Here is a 19,579-nt window from a genome sequence, read left to right as displayed (position 1 = left end):
ATGAGCCAAGCGATCGAATTCTCGGACAACACCCCCGCACCGTTCCCGGTGTCGCAGGAGTTCCACAACATCAAGGAAGCGGCGCACGAGCACCTGCTGACCCGCATCGAAGAGCTTGGCGCCGAGTTCGGCCGCTGGTCGCGCACCGCGATCCAGCGCTTTGTCGACCTGGAGCTCGAGAGCTTTACCCGATTGCGGCGCATCCCCATCAACGAGGCCGAGCTGCGCCAGATCGCCGAGGCGCTGACCAAGGAGCTGGCGGGCTTCGGCCCGATCGAGGACCTGCTCAACGATCCCGCGGTCGAAGACATCCTGGTCAACGGCCACCTGGACGTGTACGTGTCGCGCCACGGCGTGCTCGAGCGCATCCCGGTGCGCTTTGCCGACAGCGGCCACCTGCTGCGCATCGTGCGCCGCATCCTGGCGCCGATCGGCCGGCGCCTGGATGAGTCCAACCCGATGGTCGACGCGCGCCTGCCTGACGGCGGCCGCATCAACGTGGTAATCCCGCCGCTGGCGCTGGAAGGGCCGGTGGTGTCGATCCGCAAGTTCCGCAAGGACCCGATGACGCCCGCCGACCTGCAGGCGCTGGGCACCATGAGCCCCGAGATCTGCGACCTGCTGCAGGCCGCGGTGCAGGCGCGCTGCAACATCCTGGTGAGCGGCGGCACCAGTTCCGGCAAGACCTCGCTGCTCAATGCGCTGGCCACCTTCGTGCCGCCCACCGAGCGCGTCATCACCATCGAGGATACCGCCGAGCTGGCGCTGAACCACCCGCACGTGGTGCGGCTGGAAAGCCGGCCCGGCGGCTTCGAGGGCACCGGCGTGGTGTCGATCCGCGACCTGCTGCGCAACAGCCTGCGCATGCGCCCGGACCGCATCATCGTCGGCGAAGTGCGTGGCGGCGAGGTGCTGGAGATGCTGCAGGCGATGAGCACCGGCCACGACGGCTCGATGGGCACCATCCACGCCAGCAGCCCGCGCGAATGCCTGTACCGGCTAGAGATGCTGGCCGGCTTCGCCGGCTTCCAGGGCAGCGAGATGAGCCTGCGGCGCCAGATCGCCAATGCCATCGACTTCATCGTGCAGATCGCGCGGCTGTCCAACGGCAAGCGCCGCATCGTCTCGATCACCGAGGTCACTGGCCTGGGCGACAACATCATCTCCACGCAGGAGCTGTACCGGCACGAGCCGTTCATGAACCCCGACGGCACCGAGACCGACCGCTGGCTGTCGCTGGGCCTGCTGCCGCACTCGCCCAAGCTGGCGCGCATGCGCGGGCCGGGCTTCATGCTGGACGACCGCTTCGATGTCTAGCGCCACGCTGCTGCTCGCCGCGGTGGCCCTGGTCATCACCGGGCTGGGGCTGCTGCTGCTCGCCAGCGCGCAGGCACGCGCGCGCCGCGAACAGCAGCAGGCCTTCCTGCAGGCGCAGACCGAGCAGGTGCGGATGCGCTACACGCAGGCGTCCGACCCCGCGCTGCAGATGCCGGCGCGCGACCTGCGTCGCCGCTGGGACGACTTCCTGCGCCGGGCCGACCTGGCGCCGACGCGCCGTACCGCGGTGGTCTGGCTGGCGCCGCTGGCGCTGTGCACGCTCGCCGGCGCGGTCGCGGGGCAATGGCTGGGCGCGGTGTCGGCGCTGGTTGTGGCGGTGGCGGTGACGGCATGCGCGGCCTGGCACCGCGTGCGCCGGCTGCACAAGAAGCTGCTGTCGCAGTTGCCCGGCTTCCTCGACGGCGTGGTGCGTTTGATGACCATCGGCAGCAGCGTGCCGGCGGCGTTCCAGAATTCCATCGCCAATACCGAGGCACCGCTGCGCCAGTGCCTGGTGCAGGCCGTGCACCTGCAGCGCGCCGGCAAGGAGCTGGACCAGGCAGTGCTGCAGGTCGGGCGCGCCTACCAGGTCGAGGAACTGGTGCTGGTCGCTTCCGTGCTGCGCCTGTCGGTGCGCTACGGCGGCCGCGCCGACGTGGTGATGGAGCGCACCGCCACCTTCATGCGCGACCGCGAGCAGGCGCAGCGAGAGCTGATGGCGCTGTCGGCGGAGACACGGCTGTCGGCATGGGTGCTGGGCCTGCTGCCGCTGGTGGTGGCCGGCGGCCTGTTCACGCTGAACGCCGGCTACATCCTGATGATGTGGAAAGACCCCACCGGCAAGACCATGCTGCTGTCCGCCGCCGCGCTGGAAATTGCCGGCGCGCTGATGCTGTACCGGCTGGCCAGGTCGATCTGAACAACGATGACATCGCCATCATGGACCGCCTGACGCTGATCTCGCTGAGCCTGCTTGCCGCCGCGTGCGGCGTGGGCGTACTGGCATTGCCGCTGCTGCGCGACTGGCGCCAGCGCCGGCTGTCGGCGCGCACTATCGACGCTGCGCTGGCGCGCCAGCGCGCGCTGGAGGCGGCGCAGGCGGCCCAGGCCCCGCTTGCGGCGCCGCGCGCGCCAGGCGCGCCAGGTGCGCATCCCGGAGCCAGGGCAACCGGCGCCGCGGCAACGGCCGGGGTAGCCAACGCGCTCGGCGCTCAGCTTGGCGCGCGCGTCGGCGAGCGCTTCGACGCCCACTGGCTGGAATCGCGGCTGGGCCGCGCGGTGGTGACGCCCGAAGACCAGCAGCTGCTGGAGCAATGCGGCTGGGTTGGCCTGCAGGCGCGCGTGGTGTTCGGCGTGCTGCGGCTGGGCCTGCCGCTGGCCTTGTCGGTGCTGGCGATGCTGTGGCATGTCGGCGCGGGTGCGTTCGCCGTGATGGCATGGGGCTTCGGCACCTTCGCCGTGGCCTACCTGGCGCCCAAGTGGTACCTGCGCCGGCGCGCCGCCGCGCGCCTGCGCATGGTCGACGACGAGCTGCCGGTGCTTATCGACATGCTGCGGCTGCTGCAGGGCGTGGGTCTCTCGATCGACCAGAGCCTGCAGGTGATCGTGGCCGAGTTCGGCAGCATGCTGCACGTGCTGGGCCCGGAGCTGGCGCGCGCCAACCAGCAGTTTGCGTCGGGGCGCTCGCGCGAGCAGACGCTGCTGCGCATCGGCCGGCTGTTCGACAGCGAAGACCTGAAGAGCCTGATCACGCTGCTGACGCAGGTCGACAAGCACGGCGGCGCGGTGCAGGAGCCGCTGCGCCAGTTCGGGCTGCGCATGCAGGAGGCGCGCAAGTCGCGCATGAAGGATGAGATCGGCCGCCTCACGGTCAAGATGACGGCCGTGATGGTGGTCAGCCTGCTGCCGGTGCTGCTGATCCTGACCGCGGGCCCCGGCTTTCTCGGGGTGATCCGCATGCTGGCAAACATGGGAGGAACGCGATGACCCGATGGATGGCGCGCCGGGCCGGCCCGGCGACGAGCCGGATGCGGACCTCGGCCGCGTGCCTGCTGCTGGCCGCGCTGTGCGGCTGCGCCGCCGGCAACAACGGCGCCTCGGCCATGCACGAGCAAGCCGAGGCGCAGGTCGAGCTGGCGAAGCTGCGCGACAAGACCGCGCGCGCCGAGTACAGCGAACAGGCGGTCTACCTGGGCCTGATCCGCAAGATGCAGCAGGACGGGCTGTACTTTGCCTCGCTCGCGCATATCGAGGTCTATGTGCAGCGCTTCGGCGCCGGCCCCGAGATCCAGGTGATGCGGGCCGACGCGCTGCGCGAGACCGGACAGGACCAGGCCGCCACCGAGGCGTACCAGAAGCTGGCCGCCACCGCCAAGGGCGCCGAGGCCGCGCATGCGCACCACGGGCTGGGGCTGCTGGCCGGGCGCCAGGATGACTTTGCGCGCGCGATCACGGAATTGCGCGCGGCCGCCGCGTTGGACCCCGTCAACGCGCGCATCGCCAGTGACCTGGGCTATGCGCTGATGCGCGCCGGCGCGCTGCAGGACGCACGGGTGCCGGTGATGCAGGCGCTCGAGCTGGATGCGCGCAATCCGCGCGTGATCAGCAATGCCGTGGTCTGGCTGATGGCCGATGGCAAGCGCGCCCAGGCCAACGCCATGATGCAGAAGGCCGCATTGCCGGAGCCCACCCGCAGCGCGATTCGCAAGGAAGCCGACCGCATTGCCCGCGCCGCCGCCGCACGCGAGCGCGCCGCGGCACGCCCGGGCCAGAAACCGATATCCGCGCCCGCCGCCGTGGCGGTCGTGGCCAAGCCAATCGCCATCGCCGCGCAAGCCGGCGCTACACCATGACCACCACTCTTCTTGTTGCCATACACAAGCGCGCCGCCTGCCTGGCGCTCGGCCTGTGGGCGCTGGCCCCGCTTGCGCACGCGCAGGGCGACGCCGCGATGGCTGAAGCGGCCGTCGCCAGCACCATGCCGCCCGGGCGGCCAGCACAGCGCGAGATCGGCGCCGATACGCGCGCGATCCTGGCGATCCAGCGCGAGGGCACGCAGGCCGGGCCGATGCTGCCGATGCACGGCGAACAGGCCGCGCTGGGCTATGAGCGCTACCTGAACAGCTTCCGCTTTGCGCTGCCCGAGTTCTACACGGGCCAGGCCAACGCCAGCACCACCCGCTCCGGCTCGGCCGGCCAGATGCTTGGCGGAAAATGAGCCTGCGCCAGCCGCCGGTGCGCCGCACCCCTCGCTCCGCGCGCGGCGCCGTCAGCGTGATGGCGGCGCTGCTGATCGCCACCGTGGCCATCGCCACGCTGGTGTCGATCGACGTCGGCCATGTGTTCCTGCGCCAGCGGCAGTTGCAGAACATGGTGGACCTGGCGGCGATGTCGGCGGCGCAGCAGCTCAAGCGGGCGGATAGCGCGGCCAATCTCAACGCCGCGGTGCTGGGGACGGTCAGCAATATCGGCGCGAAGAACGGGTATCCGTCCGGCATTGCCATGGGCTGTGCCGATGCCGCCGGCGGCGGCGCCGACGCTATGACGGCCTGCGTCGGGGTGTGGGATCCGGCGACGGCCGGCCCGCGGCATTTCAACGTCGCGTACAACCCCGCTACGGTCTCGCCCAACGCCGTGCGCGTACAGGCCACGCAGACCGTGCCGATCCTGTTTGTATTCAACGGCGGCAGCGGCAGGCAGTTGTTTGCCGAATCGATTGCCAGCGGCAGTCCGCCGGTGGCGGCGTTTTCGCTGGGGACGGGCTTGCTGGATGTCTCTACCGCCAACGGCATGCTGAGCATGCTGCTGGGTAATGCGGTGAACCTGTCGCTGGCGGACTGGCAGGGGCTGGTCAATACCACGGTAACGCTGGATCAGCTGAGGCTCGAAGCCGATGTCGGTACGGTGGACCAACTGCTCAGCACCACGCTGAACCTGCGCGATTTCTATGCGCTGGTGCTCGGCGCGGCCGGACGCGAAACCTTGCTCACGACCATGCTGGGCAGCCCGCCGACCACGCTGGCAGCGAGCGGGGCGGCCGCGACGGTGTCGCTGGCACGGCTGCTTGACCTTGGCCTGATGGCACCCGCCGCATCGTCGGCGGTGGAAGTGGGCGTGAATGTCGCGCAGTTGCTGGTAGCCGGTGCGCAAATCGCACGCGGAGACAGCGCGGTCGCCTTGCCGCTGAACATACCCAAGCTGCCGCTTGGACTGGGTGGCATCACCGCCAACTTGCGCGTGATCGAGCCACCGGTCACGGCAGCCGGTCCGGCGCGACAGCTTTCCGATAAGCCCGATACCTGGCAGACCAGCGCCAGTTCCTCGCAGGTGAGGCTGACGCTGGCGCTCCAGATCAAGGCCGACATTCTGAAGCCGGTTCTGGACGCCAATTTGAACGTGCCGCTCTATCTCGATGTCGCCGGCGCCACGGCCGACCTTACGCGGCTGCAATGCGCGGCCAATCCAGCGGACCGCCGGGCCACGATGCAGGTGAAGAGCGGCCTGGCCACGGCTTGCCTGACCGACGGCTGCACGGGCGGCGAGGTGGTGCTCGGGAAGGCGGAGGTACTTGGGGTCGGGATCGCGGACGTGGTTGCCGCCGACGTCACGCGCTACGGCAACACTGCCGGGCAGGACATCACCCTGGGCCCGGGTGGCCATGCGCAAGTGGGTATGGCCGATCCTTTTGGTGGGTTGTTCTCGCAGGTGCTGTCGCTGAAGGTACGGACGAAACTGCTGGGAATCCTCAGCGTGCCCATTGACCTCGGCCCGCTACTCGCACCAACGTTGGGGGCTGCGCTCGACACCCTGGTTCCGCCGCTGCTCAACAGCCTCGGCATCCAGCTCGGCAACGCCGACCTCTGGGTCCACAGCATCGATTGCAACAACGCCGAACTGGTGTACTGAGCCATGATCGCGCCAACCCGCCTGATGGCAGAAACAGAATGAAGACAGACCGCTGGGCCTACGAAAACCTTGAAGTCTACGTGTGGGAAGGCAAGTACGAGATTGCCGACCGCGTTACCCGTTTCCTGGCGCCGCTGGGCGTGGACGTGATTCGCGCCGGCGCGCTCGAGGCCTTGCCGGCCGAGCCGCGCCTGAAGCCGTGCATCGCGGTGATCAGCGTGTCGGTGATCGGTGCCGCGCGCTTCTCGCTGGACTGGGAGGCCGCGCACGGCATGCCGGTGATCTGGGTGGCGGGACCGGGGCGCGAAACCGACCCCGGCCGCTTCCCGCCGGAGTACGCCCATATCCTGGCCGATGACTTTACCGGCGCCGACCTGCGCAGCCAGATCGGCAAGCTGCTGCCGCAGTTGCTCGCCACCGAGCCGACCGGCGAACGCGAGGCCGACCTGGTGGCCGGCTCCGCGGCGATGCGCCAGTTGCTGCAGCACGTCGAGACCTTTGCCGACTTCGGCAGCAACGTGATGCTGTACGGCGAAACCGGCGCGGGCAAGGAGCGCATCGCGCGCCTGTTCCATGAGCGCAACAGCACCTACGGCAAGGGCCCGTTCGTCGCGGTCAACTGCGGCGCGATTCCCGACGGGCTGTTCGAGTCGCAATTCTTTGGCCATGCCAAGGGTGCGTTCACGGGCGCGTCGTTCGCGCATCGCGGGTATTTCGAGCAGGCCAACGGCGGCACGCTGTTTCTCGATGAAATCGGCGACCTGCCGCTGTTCCAGCAGGTCAAGCTGCTGCGCGTGCTGGAAGAGAACGTGATCACCCGGCTGGGCTCGACGCTGGCGGTCAAGCTGGATTTCCGGCTGGTGGCCGCGACCAACAAGGACCTGCGCGATGCCGTGCGGCAGGGACGCTTCCGCGCCGACCTGTTCTTCCGCCTGGCGGTGATCGAGATGCGCATCCCCAGCCTGGAGGAGCGCGGCCCCGCCGACAAGCTGGCGCTGCTGCAGTCGTTCCTGCGCCATATGCTGGGCGCGTCCGGCTATGACGCGTTGCCGCCGATGCCGGACTGGCTCAAGGGCGCGGTCGGCACCGCCTACTTCACCGGCAACGTGCGCGAGCTGCGCAACCTGGCCGAGCGCGTCGGCATCACCGTGCAGCAGAGCGGGCACTGGGACGAGGAACGGATCCGGCCGCTGTTCCGCGCGCTGCATCCGGGCGCATTCGATGGCGGCGAGCGCGCCGACCTGCGCGGCGACATGGAAGAACGCCGGCGCATCCTGGCCGCGCTCGACGCCAACGGCTGGCGGCGGCAGGACACGGCGGCAAGCCTGGGCATCAGCCGCAAGGTGCTGTGGGAAAAAATGCGCAAGTACCAGATCGCCGACAGCGAGGCCGAGCCGGTCTGAGCGCGATCCGCCTCCGGGCAGGCGGATTTCCTTCCGGTCGCGCGCGCCCGCCTGAACCGGTGCTGGAGGACGGCGGCCTGCGACGCATTATGATACGGGTTTCCCCGATTCTTCAACGGACCCCGGATTGCGATTCCTTCACACCGCCGACTGGCATCTCGGCCGCCTCTTCCACGCGCGCAGTCTGCTGGAAGACCAGGCCCATCTCCTCGACCAGTTTGTCGAACTGGTTCGCATCGAGCGGCCAGATGCCGTGCTGATTGCCGGCGACGTCTACGACCGCGCCGTGCCGCCGCCCGAGGCGGTGGTGCTGCTCGACGACGTACTGGGCCGCATCGTGGTCGACGCCGGCGTGCCGGTGGTGATGATCGCGGGCAACCACGACAGCGCGCAGCGGCTGGAGTTCGGCGCGCGCCTGATGCGCGCGCAGGGGCTGCACGTGGCCGGCCGCACGCTGGCGGCGGCCAGTTGCGTGACCTTGCAAGACGCGCATGGCGAAGTGCGCATCTACGCGCTGCCGTATGCCGAGCCTGCCGTGGTGCGCGATGCCATCGGCACCGAAGTGCCGTCGCATGAAGCCGCCTTGCGCGCGCAGCTCGATGCCATCCGCGCGGTGCATCCGGCGGGCGTGCGCGCGGTGGTGGTGGGCCATGCCTTCGTGGTGGGCGGCGCGGCCAGCGAATCGGAACGGCCGCTGTCCGTGGGCGGCAGCGGCGCGGTGGCCGCGGACCTGTTCGCCGGCTTCGACCTGGTCGCGCTGGGCCACTTGCACCGGCCGCAGACGCTGGGCGGCGGACGCATCCACTATGCGGGCTCGCTGTTGAAATACTCGCTGTCGGAATGCGCGCACGAGAAGTCGGTGTCGCGCATTGAACTGGATGCGGACGGGGCCGTTGCCATTACGCCGGTAGCGCTGCAGCCGCTGCGCGACGTGCGCGTGGTGGAGGGCGAGCTGGCGCAATTGCTGGCCGCGGGCGCCGACGACCCGCAGCGCGACGACTACATCCACGCGTGCCTCACGGATACCGGCGCGCTGCTGGACCCGATGGCCCGGCTGCGCCAGGTCTATCCCAACGCGCTGGCGATCGAGCGCACCGTGCTGGCGCGCAGCGGCGTGGCCTCCGAGGCAGGGCGCAAGCTGCGGCAGCTTGGCACGGGCGAGCTGTTCGCCAGCTTCTTCCGCGAAGTGGCCGATGCCGAGCTGGACCCGGCCCAGCGCGCCGCGCTCGACCAGGTGCTGGCCGGTATCGCCGCGGCTGAGCGGGAGTCGGCATGAGACCGCTGCATCTGACGCTGCAGGCGTTCGGCCCCTTTGCCGCGACCGAACAGGTCGATTTCACGCGGCTGGGCGAGCAGGCCTTCGTGCTGATCCATGGCCCCACCGGCGCGGGCAAGACCACGCTGCTCGATGCCATCTGCTTTGCGCTGTACGGCGACACCTCCGGCGGCGAGCGCAGCGCGCAGGCCATGCGCAGCGCCAACGCCGCGGCGGGCTTGCGCACCGAGGTGACGCTGACGTTCAGCCTGGGCGCGCAGCGCTGGCGCGTGGTGCGCTCGCCCGCGCAGGAGCGGCCCAGGCAGCGCGGCGAGGGCTGGGTGACAGAACCGGCAAAGGCGCAGCTGGATCTGCACGACGGCAACGGCTGGGCCAGCAAGGCCAGCCAGCCGGGCAAGGTCACCGATGCCGTGCGGGATCTGCTGGGCTTTGACAGCGCGCAGTTCCGCCAGGTGATCGTGCTGCCGCAGGGCCGCTTTCGCGAACTGCTGACCGCCAGTTCGCAGGCGCGCCAGGCCATCCTGGAGCGGCTGTTCCGCACCGAGCTGTACCGCCGCGTGGAAGAGCTGTTGAAGACCGAAGCCGCCGGCATCCGGCGCGACGCCGAGCGCATCACCATCCAGCGCGAGGAAGCCTTGCGGCAGGCCGGGATGGAGTCGGCTGCGGCGTTGGCGGACAGCATCACGACCATGCAGGCGGAGCTGCAGGCACTGCATGGCCAGGAGCAAGGCGCGCGCGCCGCGCAAGCCGCCGCCCAGGCGGCGCTGGCCGCCGGCGAGCAGGTCGCGGCGCGCCTGCAGGAGCGCCAGCAGGCGCAGGCCGCCCATGCCGGGCTGCTGGCGCGGCAGGCCGCCATGGAAGAACAACGCGCCCGCTTGCACGCGGCCCAGCGCGCCGCGCGCGTCATGCCGGCGTTGCTGTCCGCACAGGCCGCGCAGCGCGATCACATTGCCGGCGCCAGTGCATTGGCGCAGGCCGGCGAACACGCCGGGCGCGCTGCGCAACGGGCCGCGCAGGCCGCCGCGGTCTTGCAGGCCCAGTCGCAGCAGGTCGACGTACGCCAGGCCGCGCAGCGCCGCGTTTCGCAACTGGAGGCGATGCTGCCGCGCGCGCAGCGGCTGGGGACGCTGCAGCGCGCCTTGCAGGAGGCCGAAGCCAGGCAGGCCGCGGCCGCCACGGCGCGCGGGCACGCCGTGGCGCAACTGGAGACATGCCGTGCCGCCGCCGTGGCCGCCGAGTCGGCATTAGCGCAGGCGCAGCTTGCCGCGGCGCAGGCACAGGCGAGCGCCTTGCAACTGGCCGCGCTGCAGGACCGCGCGCGGCAATTCGAGCGGCATCGGCAGGCGGCGCAATCGCTGGCCGCCGCCAACGGACAAGCCGCCGGCCACGCGCGGGCCGAACAGCAGGCGCTGGATCAGCGCGACCGCTGCCGCGCCGCGCTGGCCGAGGCCGAATCCGCGTGGCGCGCCGGGCAGGCCGCGCGCCTGGCGCAAGGGCTGGCGGCGGGCGATGCCTGCCCGGTCTGCGGCAGCACCGCGCATCCCGAGCCGGCACAACATGTGGCGCAGCCGCTGTCGGACCTGGCGCTGGAGGCAGCGCGCCAGGCCCTGCTGGAAGCGCAGGCCGAAGCGGTGCGCTGCGCCGGCCAAAACGAGGCAGCGCAGCTGGCGATCCGGCACGCACGCGAGCGGCGGGAAGAACTGGCGGCGGAACTCGGCGATGCCAGCGACGAAGCCGCCGCCAGTCTCGACGCCGAGATCCGGTCGCGGCAAGCGGCGCTGGCGCAGGAGCAGCAGGCGTCGGCCAGCCTGGCGCAACGCCAGGCCACGATCGCGGCCGCGCACGCCGCGCGCGAAAGCGCCGAAGCCGTGCACCGCGACGCCGTTGCCGCCGCCGATGCCGCGTTGCAGGTGCTGGCCCATTGCCGCGCTGAATGGCAGGCCGAGAGCACCCAGGTGCCCGAGGATTCGCGCGATCCGGTGGCCCTGGGCGAGGCGCTGCGCCAGGCGCAGGCCACGCTGGCGGGGCTGGAGCAAGCGCTGGCCACGGCGCAGGCGGCCGAGCGGCAGGCCGCGGCGGAGCATGCCGGTGCGCAGGCCGCGCTGGCGTCGGCACACCAGGCCCAGGCGCAGATCACTGAACGCCTGGCCAACGCCGACACGGCACTGGCGCAGGGGCTCGCGCAGCAGGGCTTTGCTGATGCGCAGGCGCACGCCGACGCCTGCCTGGATGATGACGCGATGCAAGCGCTGGATGCCACGTTGCGCACCTTCGAGAGCCAGCTGGCCGCCGCCGCGGATCGGCACGCGCGTGCGCAAGCTGCCGCGCAAGCGCTGGATGCGCCGGACCTGGACGGGCTGCGCGCAGCGCTGGGGGCATCTGCCGCGACGGTGGAGTCCCTGGTGCGGCAACAGGCCGAACGCGGCCGTTCCCGCGACGCGCTGGTGCAATGCCAGCAGCGGCTGCAGCAGCTGGACCACCAGGGCCGCGACATCGAAGCGCGCTTTGCCGTGCTGGGCCGGCTGGCCGAAGTCGCCAACGGCAACAACCCGCGCCGCATGACGTTCCAGCGCTTCGTGCTGGCGACGCTGCTCGACGAGGTGCTGGAAGCCGCCTCCACGCGCCTGCTGGCGATGAGCCGCGGCCGCTATGCGCTGCAGCGCCTGCGCGAGCAGGCCGACCAGCGCAGCGCCGGCGGGCTCGACATCGAAGTGTTCGACCACGATACCGGCGCGGCGCGCCCGGCCAATACGCTGTCAGGCGGCGAAGGCTTCCTGGCCTCGCTGTCGCTGGCGCTGGGACTGGCCGATGTGGTCCAGTCGCGCGCGGGCGGCATCCAGCTCGACACGCTGTTCGTTGACGAAGGCTTCGGCACGCTGGATCCCGAAAGCCTGGACTTTGCCCTGCGCACGCTGCTCGACCTGCAGCAGGCCGGCCGGCTGGTGGGCATCATCTCGCACGTGACGGAACTGCGCGAACGCATCGACGTGCGGCTGGAAGTGCGCCCCGGGATCGACGGCAGCCACGTGCTGCTGAGCGGCGTACCGGCGGCGGCCTAGAAAGGCAAGAGCGGCCGGATCAGGCGACGACCACGCTGCGGCAGCGAATCGCCATCACCTGCGCCTCGAAGGCGCGGGCGGCCGCACGGGCCAGGCGGGCGCGGCGCGACAGCGCCGGCGTGGTAGGCTGCAATGCGGCGCCGGTGGCGGCAGGCGTCGCTTGGGTCGGACGGATGTCCATTGCCCAGGCACTGCGGGTGACATGCAAGATGCGGGCGAGCGCTGCCGCATGGGGTGTAGAAGAAAACGGGACGGAGGGGGTGGCCATGATGACGGGTTCCTCGTTCTTTTGTGTTGCCAGGCAGCCTGCTCAGCCGGGTGGTCCGGTGGGTGCTGTGCGGCGCTGCCCTGTTCTGTTTCAACGATAGGCCCGGCCGGCCTGGCGCCCAATCCCGTGCGAGCCGATTGTGATGTCGGCTCTGTCCTACACACGGGCCGTGCGCGTCACGCGTGCGCGCTGATCGCACAAACCGGTTGGCCGACCGCGCGGTCGGCTTGACCATCGGGAATGCGCAGGTGTAATCTGTTCATTCTGCGAATTCAAGTTCGTATATCGAACAAATCGATCGGGCACATCGCCTTGGCCGAGGTTCGATCTACGAGTGCCTGATCCATCCCGATCAAAGCAGACCACGCGCAGACTGCTGGACCGTTCGCGAGGCAGCCCACGCTGCCCGCCGCAACGAACATCCTTCCGGCAGGATTACCGGAGACCGTCTTTCATGTGCCGCGGCTTGCGGCCCGCTCCGGTAGCCTGGCGGATCTTCCGACCTGGAACGCAAGTGATCAACAAGCTATACGACACGGTGGAAGCGGCAGTTGCCGGCATCCACGACGGCGCCACCATCCTGACCGGCGGCTTCGGCCTGGCAGGCATGCCCGCGGAACTGATCGACGCGCTGATCGAGCAAGGCGCGCGCGATCTCACCATCGTCAACAACAACGCCGGCAACGGCGACACCGGGCTGGCCGCGCTGCTGAAGACCAAGCGCGTGCGCAAGATCATCTGCTCGTTCCCGCGCCAGGCGGATTCCTACGTGTTCGATTCGCTCTACCACGCCGGCGAGATCGAGCTGGAGCTGGTGCCGCAGGGCAACCTGGCCGAGCGCATCCGCGCCGCGGGCGCCGGCATCGGCGGCTTCTTCACCCGCACCGCCTACGGCACGCCGCTGGCCGAGGGCAAGGAAACGCGCATCATCGACGGCCAGGGCTATGTGTTCGAAACCCCGATCCACGCCGACTTTGCGCTGATCAAGGCCGACACCGCCGACCGCTGGGGCAACCTCACCTACCGCAAGACCGCGCGCAACTTCGGCCCGATCATGGCGATGGCCGCCAAATGCGCCATCGTGCAGGTCAGCCGCGTGGTCGAGCTGGGCGAGATGGATCCCGAGCACATCGTGACACCGGGCCTGTTCGTCAAGCGTGTCGTCAAGGTCGCCTGAGCGCGAATACAGGAGAAACAGCATGCAACGCCTGACCCGCGATCAGATGGCCGCCCGCGTGGCCAAAGACATTCCCGACGGTGCCGTGGTCAACCTCGGCATCGGCCTGCCCACCCTGGTCGGCAACCACCTGCCCGCCGACAAGGAAATCCTGCTGCACAGCGAGAACGGCCTGCTCGGCATGGGCCCCGCGCCCGCGCCCGGCGAGGAAGACGGTGACCTGATCAACGCCGGCAAGCAGCCGGTGACGATCAAGCCGGGCGGCTCGTTCTTCCATCACGCCGATTCGTTCGCGATGATGCGCGGCGGCCATCTCGACTTCTGCGTGCTGGGCGCGTTCCAGGTATCGCAGACCGGCGACCTGGCCAACTGGCACACCGGCGCACCGGGCGCCATCCCCGCCGTGGGCGGCGCGATGGACCTGGCGATCGGCGCCAAGCAGGTGTTCGTGATGATGGAGCACCTGACCAAGCAGGGCGAAAGCAAGATCGTGCCGCAATGCACCTATCCACTTACCGGCATCGGCTGCGTGACGCGCATCTACACGGATCTTGCCACGCTCGACGTGACCCCCGACGGCCTGGTCGCGCGCGACCTGGTCGAGGGCCTGAGCTTCGACGAACTGCAGCGCCTGACCGGCGTGCCGCTGAAGCAGGCCTGAGCGGCGCCATCGATACCCATCACAAAGAGAGAGACACACCATGACCGAAGCCTTTATCTGCGACGCCATCCGCACCCCCATCGGCCGCTACGGCGGCAGCCTGTCCGCGGTGCGCGCGGACGACCTCGGCGCGGTGCCGCTGAAGGCGCTGATGGCGCGCAACCCGGACCTGGACTGGAAGGCCATCGATGACGTGATCTATGGCAACGCCAACCAGGCCGGCGAGGACAACCGCAACGTGGCGCGCATGTCGTCGCTGCTGGCGGGCCTGCCGCAGGACGTGCCGGGCGCCACCATCAACCGCCTGTGCGGCTCCGGCATGGATGCCACCGGCACCGCGGCGCGCGCGATCAAGGCGGGCGAGGCGCACCTGATGATCGCCGGCGGTGTGGAAAGCATGAGCCGCGCCCCGTTCGTGATGGGCAAGGCCACCAGCGCGTTCTCGCGCGATGCGCAGATCTTCGACACCACCATCGGCTGGCGCTTCATCAACCCGGCGATGCGCGCGGCCTACGGTGTCGACTCGATGCCCGAGACCGCCGAGAACGTCGCCACCGACTACAAAATCAGCCGCGAAGACCAGGACCTGATGGCGCTGCGCAGCCAGGAAAAAGCCTCGCGCGCGCAGGCTGACGGCACGCTGGCGCAAGAGATCACGCCGGTCACCATCGCCCAGAAGAAGGGCGACCCGATCGTGGTCGAGCGCGACGAGCACCCGCGCGCCACCAGCCTCGAAGCGCTGGCCAAGCTGCGCGGCGTGGTCCGCGCTGACGGCACCGTGACCGCCGGTAACGCCTCAGGCGTGAACGACGGCGCCTGCGCGATCCTGCTGGCCAGCGAAGCCGGCATCAAGCAGCACGGCCTGACCCCGCGCGCGCGCATCGTCGGCATGGCCACCGCAGGCGTGGCGCCGCGCGTGATGGGCATCGGCCCGGCGCCGGCGTCGCAGAAGCTGCTCAAGCAGCTTGGCATGACCATGGACCAGATCGACGTGATCGAGCTGAACGAAGCGTTCGCCGCGCAAGGCCTGGCCGTGCTGCGCGAACTGGGCGTGGCCGACGACGACCAGCGCGTCAACCCGAACGGCGGCGCGATCGCGCTGGGCCACCCGCTCGGCATGAGCGGCGCGCGCCTGGTCACGACCGCGATGTACCAGCTGCACCGCACCGGCGGCCGCGTCGCGCTGTGCACGATGTGCATCGGCGTGGGGCAGGGTATTGCGATGGTGATCGAGCGCGTTTGAGCGCAATCAGGTAGCTCTACCGCTTGTTTGCTCTCCTCTCCCGCGCGCGGGAGAGGGGCGGGGGTGAGGGCAAGCGCATGCCATTGCCATGCGCGGCAAAAATGCGCTGGAAGGCGTCAACGCGGCTTGCTGTGCGGTAGTACTGCAAGCTCCCGCCCTCACCCCAATCCTCTCCCGCAAGCGGGAGAGGGAGTTAGCCTGCAGTCGTTTTGAAAGTGAGTCAAAGATGTCCCTCCCCGTAGCCACCCTCGTCACCGGCGGCAGTTCCGGTATCGGCCGTGCCATCTGTGAAATGCTGCTGGCCGATGGCGTGAGCCAGGTGGTCAATGTCGACTACGCCGAACCGACGTGGTCGCACCCCAACATGACCTTCTTCCAGGCCGACCTGACCGATGCCGAGGCCACCCGGGCGGTGGCCGCGCAGGTCACCTCGAGCTTCGCGGTCACGCGCCTGGTGCACAATGCCGGCGCCACGCGCCCGGGCACCGCCGATACCGCCACCGTCGCCGACCTGGACTACGTGACTGGGCTGCACCTGCAGGCCACCTTGCTGCTGACGCAGGCGTGCCTGCCGGCGATGCGCGCCGCGGGTTTCGGCCGCATCGTCAACATGGCTTCGCGCGCGGCGCTGGGCAAGGCCGAGCGCGTGGTGTACTCGGCCACCAAGGCCGGCCTGATCGGCATGACCCGCACGCTGGCGATGGAACTGGGCGGCGACGGCATTACCGTCAACGCCGTGGCCCCGGGCCCGATCGCCACCGAACTGTTCCGCAAGAGCAATCCGGAAGGCGCGGAGCAGACCAGGCGCATCCTTGCCAGCATCACCGTCAAGCGCATGGGCACCCCGGAAGACGTCGCGCGCGCTGCGCTGTTCTTCCTGTCGCCGGACAACGGCTTCGTCACCGGACAGGTGATGTACGTGTGCGGCGGCACCACGCTGGGCGTTGCGCCGGTGTAAAGCCCGGCCGGCCGGCGCGACTCAAGCATTCAACAAGAAGAGACGTTAACCAAGCGTCACGCATGGCGGCCCACGAGCGGGCCGCCCACCGGAAGCGCGCATGTGCGCGCCCTCCGTTCGGGAACGGCAATTACGCCATCCAGCACAACCTCCCGCGGTACCCCATCACCGCCGGAACGATATAGCACCGGAGCATTACCGATGAGACAAGATTCCCAGACCTCCACCACGCGCCGCCGCCTGCTTGCCGCCGGCGTGGCACTGGCCACCACCATCGCCGGCTTTGCCGGCGCGGCCCATGCACAGGGTGGCTATCCGACCAAGCCGATCACGCTGATCGTGCCGTTCTCGGCCGGCGGCACCACCGACATCCTGGCGCGCATCGTCGGCCTGCAACTGGGCAAGGCGCTGGGCCAGCCGGTGGTGATCGACAACCGTCCGGGCGCGGGCGGCAACATCGGCGCCTCGATCGCCGCCAAGGCCCCGGGCGACGGCTACACGCTGTTCATGGGCACCATCGGCACGCACGCGATCAACCAGTCGCTGTACTCCAAGCTGCCGTACGACCCGGTCAAGGACTTCGCCCCGATCAGCCGCGTGGCGATGGTGCCGAACCTGGTGGTGGCCAACCCCAAGGTGCCGGTCAACAACATCAAGGAACTGATCGCCTACGTCAAGGCCAACCCGGACAAGCTGTCGTACGGCTCGTCGGGCAGCGGCTCGTCGATGCACCTGTCGGGTGAGCTGTTCAACTCGATGACCGGCCTGCATATCCAGCACATCCCGTACAAGGGCAGCGCCCCGGCGGTGAACGACCTGCTGGGCAACCAGATCGGCCTGATGTTCGACAACATGCCGTCGTCGTATCCGCACGTGAAGGCCGGCAAGCTGCGCGCGCTGGCCGTGACCTCGGCCAAGCGCTCGCCGGCGCTGCCCAACGTGCCGACCGTGGCCGAATCGGGCGTGCCGGGCTATGAAGCCACCTCGTGGTTCGCGCTGTACGCCACCGGCGGCACGCCGCAGCCCATCGTCGACCGCCTCAATGCCGAACTGGTGAAGATCCTGGCCATGCCCGAAGTGAAGAAGCAGATGGCCGACCAGGGCGCCGAACCCAACCCGGAAAAGCCGGCCCAGCTGGCCGCCTTCATGAAGTCGGAAACGGCCAAGTGGGCGAAGGTGGTGAAGGCTTCGGGCGCGACGGTGGACTGAGCCTGCGCCAGCGCCTTGCTGTCCAGAGAAGAACCGGCCCATTGGGCCGGTTTTTTTATGGCTCGCTGCATTTTCGCCGCGCATGGCTAAGGATTTGCCAGCGCCTGCCGTAAGACAGATTGCGACCCATGCCACCCGCCGCGCCAGCCTGTTGATCCAAATCGACCTTCCCTCGCAGGACACGGTGTAGCATGGCGCGCGCCGCGGGCCGCACCGCCGTGCGGTGCCATGCCAGGCCGCCAGCGCGCGTCCCGGCCGTGGCACCCGCTCAACGACAACAGGGAGAGATCCAGTGAAACCCATCAAATCGTGCTGCCTGCTCGGCGCGGCCGCTGCGCTGCTGCTGGCCGGCTGCGCTACCGAGACTTCGACGGCCTTGCCGGTGCAGAAGGTAGAAAGCGCCGCCAGGCCGTATCACGGCGTACGCACGCCGATCGCCGTCGGCAAGTTCGACAATCGCTCGAACTACATGCGCGGGGTGTTCTCGGACGGCATCGACCGCCTCAGCGGCCAGGCCAAGACCAGCCTGGTCACCCATCTGCAGCAGACCAACCGCTTCAATGTGCTGGAGCGCGAAAACCTGGCGGAAATCCAGCGCGAGGCGGCCATCAAGAACCAGGCGCAGCGCCTCAAGGGCGCCGACTATGTCGTTACCGGCGACATCACCGAATTCGGCCGCAAGGAAGTCGGCGACGTGCAGCTGTTCGGCATCCTCGGCCGCGGCCGCGAGCAGGTGGCCTATGCCAAGGTCAACCTCAACGTCGTCAACATCAATACCTCGGAAGTCGTGTATGCCACGCAAGGCGCGGGCGAATACAAGCTGTCGAACCGCGAGGTGATCGGGTTCGGCGGCACCGCCAGCTACGACTCGACGCTCAACGGCAAGGTGATGGACCTGGCCATGCGCGAGGCCGTGAACAACCTCGTCAGCGCCATCGAGACGGGCGCCTGGAAGCCGGGCCCGCAATAAGCGGCAAGGTCCAACGCAACGAGAACAACAATGAAGAATACGGTCATGCTGCGCCGCGCAGCATTCATGTCAGCCGCCGGCAGCCTGCTGCTCGCCGGCTGCGCGGCACCAAAGCCCATGTATCAGTGGGAGGGCTATCAGGCCCAGGTCTACGAGTATTTCAAGGGCGAATCCAAGGAGGCGCAGATCACCGCCATGGAAAGCGGCCTGCAGAAGATCAAGGCGCAGAGCGGTTCGGTGCCGCCGGGCTATCACGCCCAGCTTGGCATGCTGTACCTGAACGTCGGCAAGGGCGACCAGATGATCAAGGAGTTCCAGACCGAGAAGACCCTGTTCCCGGAGTCCACGCCCTATATGGATTTCCTGCTCAGGAACGTCAACAGCGACGCCCGCACAGAAATCAAGACCGGCGCCACCGCCGCGGGCAAGGACGCCGGCACCGCAGGGAGGGCCCAATGATGCGCCGACTACTGAGCTATCTCGCAGGCGCGGCCATCGTCCTGCTGTTTGCCGGTTGTGCCGTGCCGAACAAGCAGGTGGATTACTCCGCCTTCAAGTCCAGCCGGCCGCGCTCCATCGTGGTCTTGCCGCCGCAGAATACCTCGCCGGACATCAAGGCCACCTATGCCATGCTGTCGCAGGCCACGTTCCCGCTGGCGGAATCCGGTTACTACGTGTTGCCGGTCGCGCTGGTCGACGAGACCTTCCGGCAGAACGGCCTGACGGTGCCGGACGAGATCCATGCCGTGCCGGTGGCCAAGCTGCGCGAGATCTTCGGCGCCGACGCCGCGCTGTACGTGACCGTGACCGAGTATGGATCCAGGTACCAGATCCTCAGCAGCGTGACCCGGGTGGCTGCAAACGCCAAACTGGTCGACCTGAAGAATGGTGACGTACTGTGGTCCGGCACCGCGGTGGCGGCCACCGACAGTTCCAGCAGCGGCGGCGGGCTGATCGGCATGCTGATCAGCGCGGCCATCACGCAGGCGATGAACCATACCCTGGACGCCAGCTACACCGTTGCCGGCAGCACCAGCTATCGGCTGCTGGCGGCGGGCCAGCCGGGCGGCCTGCTGTATGGGCCGCGTTCGCCGAAGTACCAGTCGGACTAAGCGGTCACGGCGCGGTGCGCG

At 69.2% G+C, this 19,579-nt stretch carries 18 protein-coding genes; 17 read left to right on the top strand and 1 reads right to left on the bottom strand.

All coding sequences use genetic code 11. The features are described 5' to 3' along the window. The 9 genes from ACOCMH_RS02130 to ACOCMH_RS02090 all read left to right on the top strand — a co-directional run bounded on the left by ACOCMH_RS02130 (position 1) and on the right by ACOCMH_RS02090 (position 11,960). Positions 1 to 1,317, top strand: coding sequence for a CpaF family protein (locus ACOCMH_RS02130; RefSeq protein WP_427307529.1), 1,317 nt, complete (start codon positions 1 to 3; stop codon positions 1,315 to 1,317). Beyond that, entirely contained in the window at positions 1,310 to 2,236 is a 927-nt protein-coding gene (locus ACOCMH_RS02125; protein ID WP_427307528.1) for a type II secretion system F family protein, read from the top strand. The genes ACOCMH_RS02130 and ACOCMH_RS02125 overlap by 8 nt, the downstream gene beginning before the upstream one ends. Positions 2,237 to 2,256: 20 nt before the next feature. Next, a complete protein-coding gene (locus tag ACOCMH_RS02120; protein WP_427307527.1) occupies positions 2,257 to 3,303 on the top strand; it encodes a type II secretion system F family protein in 1,047 nt (348 codons plus the stop codon). Between the two features lie 8 nt (positions 3,304 to 3,311). After that, positions 3,312 to 4,169, top strand: a complete 858-nt coding sequence (locus ACOCMH_RS02115; protein WP_427308329.1) for a tetratricopeptide repeat protein — start codon at positions 3,312 to 3,314, stop codon at positions 4,167 to 4,169. Next, positions 4,166 to 4,534: a DUF3613 domain-containing protein gene (locus ACOCMH_RS02110; RefSeq protein ID WP_427307526.1), complete on the top strand. Its 369-nt coding sequence runs from the start codon at positions 4,166 to 4,168 to the stop codon at positions 4,532 to 4,534. The genes ACOCMH_RS02115 and ACOCMH_RS02110 overlap by 4 nt, the downstream gene beginning before the upstream one ends. Then, positions 4,531 to 6,222, top strand: a complete 1,692-nt coding sequence (locus ACOCMH_RS02105; RefSeq protein WP_427307525.1) for a TadG family pilus assembly protein — start codon at positions 4,531 to 4,533, stop codon at positions 6,220 to 6,222. The genes ACOCMH_RS02110 and ACOCMH_RS02105 overlap by 4 nt, the downstream gene beginning before the upstream one ends. 38 nt (positions 6,223 to 6,260) lie before the next feature. Next, a complete protein-coding gene (locus ACOCMH_RS02100) occupies positions 6,261 to 7,625 on the top strand; it encodes a sigma 54-interacting transcriptional regulator (protein WP_427307524.1) in 1,365 nt (454 codons plus the stop codon). 127 nt (positions 7,626 to 7,752) lie between these two features. Beyond that, entirely contained in the window at positions 7,753 to 8,901 is a 1,149-nt protein-coding gene (locus tag ACOCMH_RS02095; protein ID WP_427307523.1) for an exonuclease SbcCD subunit D, read from the top strand. Beyond that, entirely contained in the window at positions 8,898 to 11,960 is a 3,063-nt protein-coding gene (locus ACOCMH_RS02090) for an AAA family ATPase (RefSeq protein ID WP_427307522.1), read from the top strand. Before ACOCMH_RS02095 ends, ACOCMH_RS02090 begins: the two co-directional genes overlap by 4 nt. 19 nt (positions 11,961 to 11,979) lie before the next feature. Here ACOCMH_RS02090 and ACOCMH_RS02085 read toward each other — a convergent pair whose 3' ends face one another. Then, positions 11,980 to 12,228: a hypothetical protein gene (locus tag ACOCMH_RS02085; RefSeq protein ID WP_427307521.1), complete on the bottom strand. Its 249-nt coding sequence runs from the start codon at positions 12,226 to 12,228 to the stop codon at positions 11,980 to 11,982. Between the two features lie 514 nt (positions 12,229 to 12,742). On the opposite strand from ACOCMH_RS02085, the gene ACOCMH_RS02080 reads away from it, so the two are divergent. The 8 genes from ACOCMH_RS02080 to ACOCMH_RS02045 all read left to right on the top strand — a co-directional run bounded on the left by ACOCMH_RS02080 (position 12,743) and on the right by ACOCMH_RS02045 (position 19,558). Next, the gene (locus tag ACOCMH_RS02080) at positions 12,743 to 13,405 is read left to right on the top strand and encodes a 3-oxoacid CoA-transferase subunit A (RefSeq protein ID WP_171518021.1); all 663 of its coding nucleotides are present in this window, start codon (positions 12,743 to 12,745) and stop codon (positions 13,403 to 13,405) included. Positions 13,406 to 13,427: 22 nt separating this feature from the next. Then, a complete protein-coding gene (locus ACOCMH_RS02075; protein WP_427307520.1) occupies positions 13,428 to 14,066 on the top strand; it encodes a CoA transferase subunit B in 639 nt (212 codons plus the stop codon). 40 nt (positions 14,067 to 14,106) lie between these two features. Next, a complete protein-coding gene (gene pcaF, locus ACOCMH_RS02070; protein ID WP_427307519.1) occupies positions 14,107 to 15,309 on the top strand; it encodes a 3-oxoadipyl-CoA thiolase in 1,203 nt (400 codons plus the stop codon). Positions 15,310 to 15,535: 226 nt separating this feature from the next. Beyond that, complete coding sequence (locus ACOCMH_RS02065) at positions 15,536 to 16,267, top strand: SDR family NAD(P)-dependent oxidoreductase (protein ID WP_427307518.1); 732 nt, start codon at positions 15,536 to 15,538, stop codon at positions 16,265 to 16,267. 201 nt (positions 16,268 to 16,468) lie between these two features. Next, the gene (locus tag ACOCMH_RS02060; protein ID WP_427307517.1) at positions 16,469 to 17,476 is read left to right on the top strand and encodes a Bug family tripartite tricarboxylate transporter substrate binding protein; all 1,008 of its coding nucleotides are present in this window, start codon (positions 16,469 to 16,471) and stop codon (positions 17,474 to 17,476) included. A gap of 301 nt (positions 17,477 to 17,777) precedes the next feature. Beyond that, positions 17,778 to 18,446, top strand: a complete 669-nt coding sequence (locus tag ACOCMH_RS02055) for a CsgG/HfaB family protein (RefSeq protein ID WP_373459797.1) — start codon at positions 17,778 to 17,780, stop codon at positions 18,444 to 18,446. Positions 18,447 to 18,476: 30 nt separating this feature from the next. Beyond that, complete coding sequence (locus ACOCMH_RS02050) at positions 18,477 to 18,905, top strand: DUF4810 domain-containing protein (RefSeq protein ID WP_427307516.1); 429 nt, start codon at positions 18,477 to 18,479, stop codon at positions 18,903 to 18,905. After that, on the top strand, positions 18,902 to 19,558 hold the full coding sequence (locus ACOCMH_RS02045) for a DUF799 domain-containing protein (protein ID WP_427307515.1): 657 nt from the start codon (positions 18,902 to 18,904) through the stop codon (positions 19,556 to 19,558). Before ACOCMH_RS02050 ends, ACOCMH_RS02045 begins: the two co-directional genes overlap by 4 nt. Positions 19,559 to 19,579: the final 21 nt, after the last annotated feature.

Origin of the sequence: Cupriavidus sp. H39, from assembly GCF_050271075.1 — a bacterium.
Classification (GTDB): domain Bacteria; phylum Pseudomonadota; class Gammaproteobacteria; order Burkholderiales; family Burkholderiaceae; genus Cupriavidus; species Cupriavidus necator_B.
Note: the sequence above shows the minus strand (reverse complement) of the source record. Positions and strands in the feature narration are given on the sequence as shown.

Coding starts and splice junctions, on each gene's coding strand:
- ACOCMH_RS02130 (WP_427307529.1), top strand. CDS start 1: ATGAGCCAAGCGATCGAATTCTCGGACAACACCCCCGCACCGTTCCCG.
- ACOCMH_RS02125 (WP_427307528.1), top strand. CDS start 1,310: ATGTCTAGCGCCACGCTGCTGCTCGCCGCGGTGGCCCTGGTCATCACC.
- ACOCMH_RS02120 (WP_427307527.1), top strand. CDS start 2,257: ATGGACCGCCTGACGCTGATCTCGCTGAGCCTGCTTGCCGCCGCGTGC.
- ACOCMH_RS02115 (WP_427308329.1), top strand. CDS start 3,312: ATGGCGCGCCGGGCCGGCCCGGCGACGAGCCGGATGCGGACCTCGGCC.
- ACOCMH_RS02110 (WP_427307526.1), top strand. CDS start 4,166: ATGACCACCACTCTTCTTGTTGCCATACACAAGCGCGCCGCCTGCCTG.
- ACOCMH_RS02105 (WP_427307525.1), top strand. CDS start 4,531: ATGAGCCTGCGCCAGCCGCCGGTGCGCCGCACCCCTCGCTCCGCGCGC.
- ACOCMH_RS02100 (WP_427307524.1), top strand. CDS start 6,261: ATGAAGACAGACCGCTGGGCCTACGAAAACCTTGAAGTCTACGTGTGG.
- ACOCMH_RS02090 (WP_427307522.1), top strand. CDS start 8,898: ATGAGACCGCTGCATCTGACGCTGCAGGCGTTCGGCCCCTTTGCCGCG.
- ACOCMH_RS02085 (WP_427307521.1), bottom strand. CDS start 12,228: ATGGCCACCCCCTCCGTCCCGTTTTCTTCTACACCCCATGCGGCAGCG.
- ACOCMH_RS02075 (WP_427307520.1), top strand. CDS start 13,428: ATGCAACGCCTGACCCGCGATCAGATGGCCGCCCGCGTGGCCAAAGAC.
- pcaF (WP_427307519.1), top strand. CDS start 14,107: ATGACCGAAGCCTTTATCTGCGACGCCATCCGCACCCCCATCGGCCGC.
- ACOCMH_RS02065 (WP_427307518.1), top strand. CDS start 15,536: ATGTCCCTCCCCGTAGCCACCCTCGTCACCGGCGGCAGTTCCGGTATC.
- ACOCMH_RS02060 (WP_427307517.1), top strand. CDS start 16,469: ATGAGACAAGATTCCCAGACCTCCACCACGCGCCGCCGCCTGCTTGCC.
- ACOCMH_RS02050 (WP_427307516.1), top strand. CDS start 18,477: ATGAAGAATACGGTCATGCTGCGCCGCGCAGCATTCATGTCAGCCGCC.
- ACOCMH_RS02045 (WP_427307515.1), top strand. CDS start 18,902: ATGATGCGCCGACTACTGAGCTATCTCGCAGGCGCGGCCATCGTCCTG.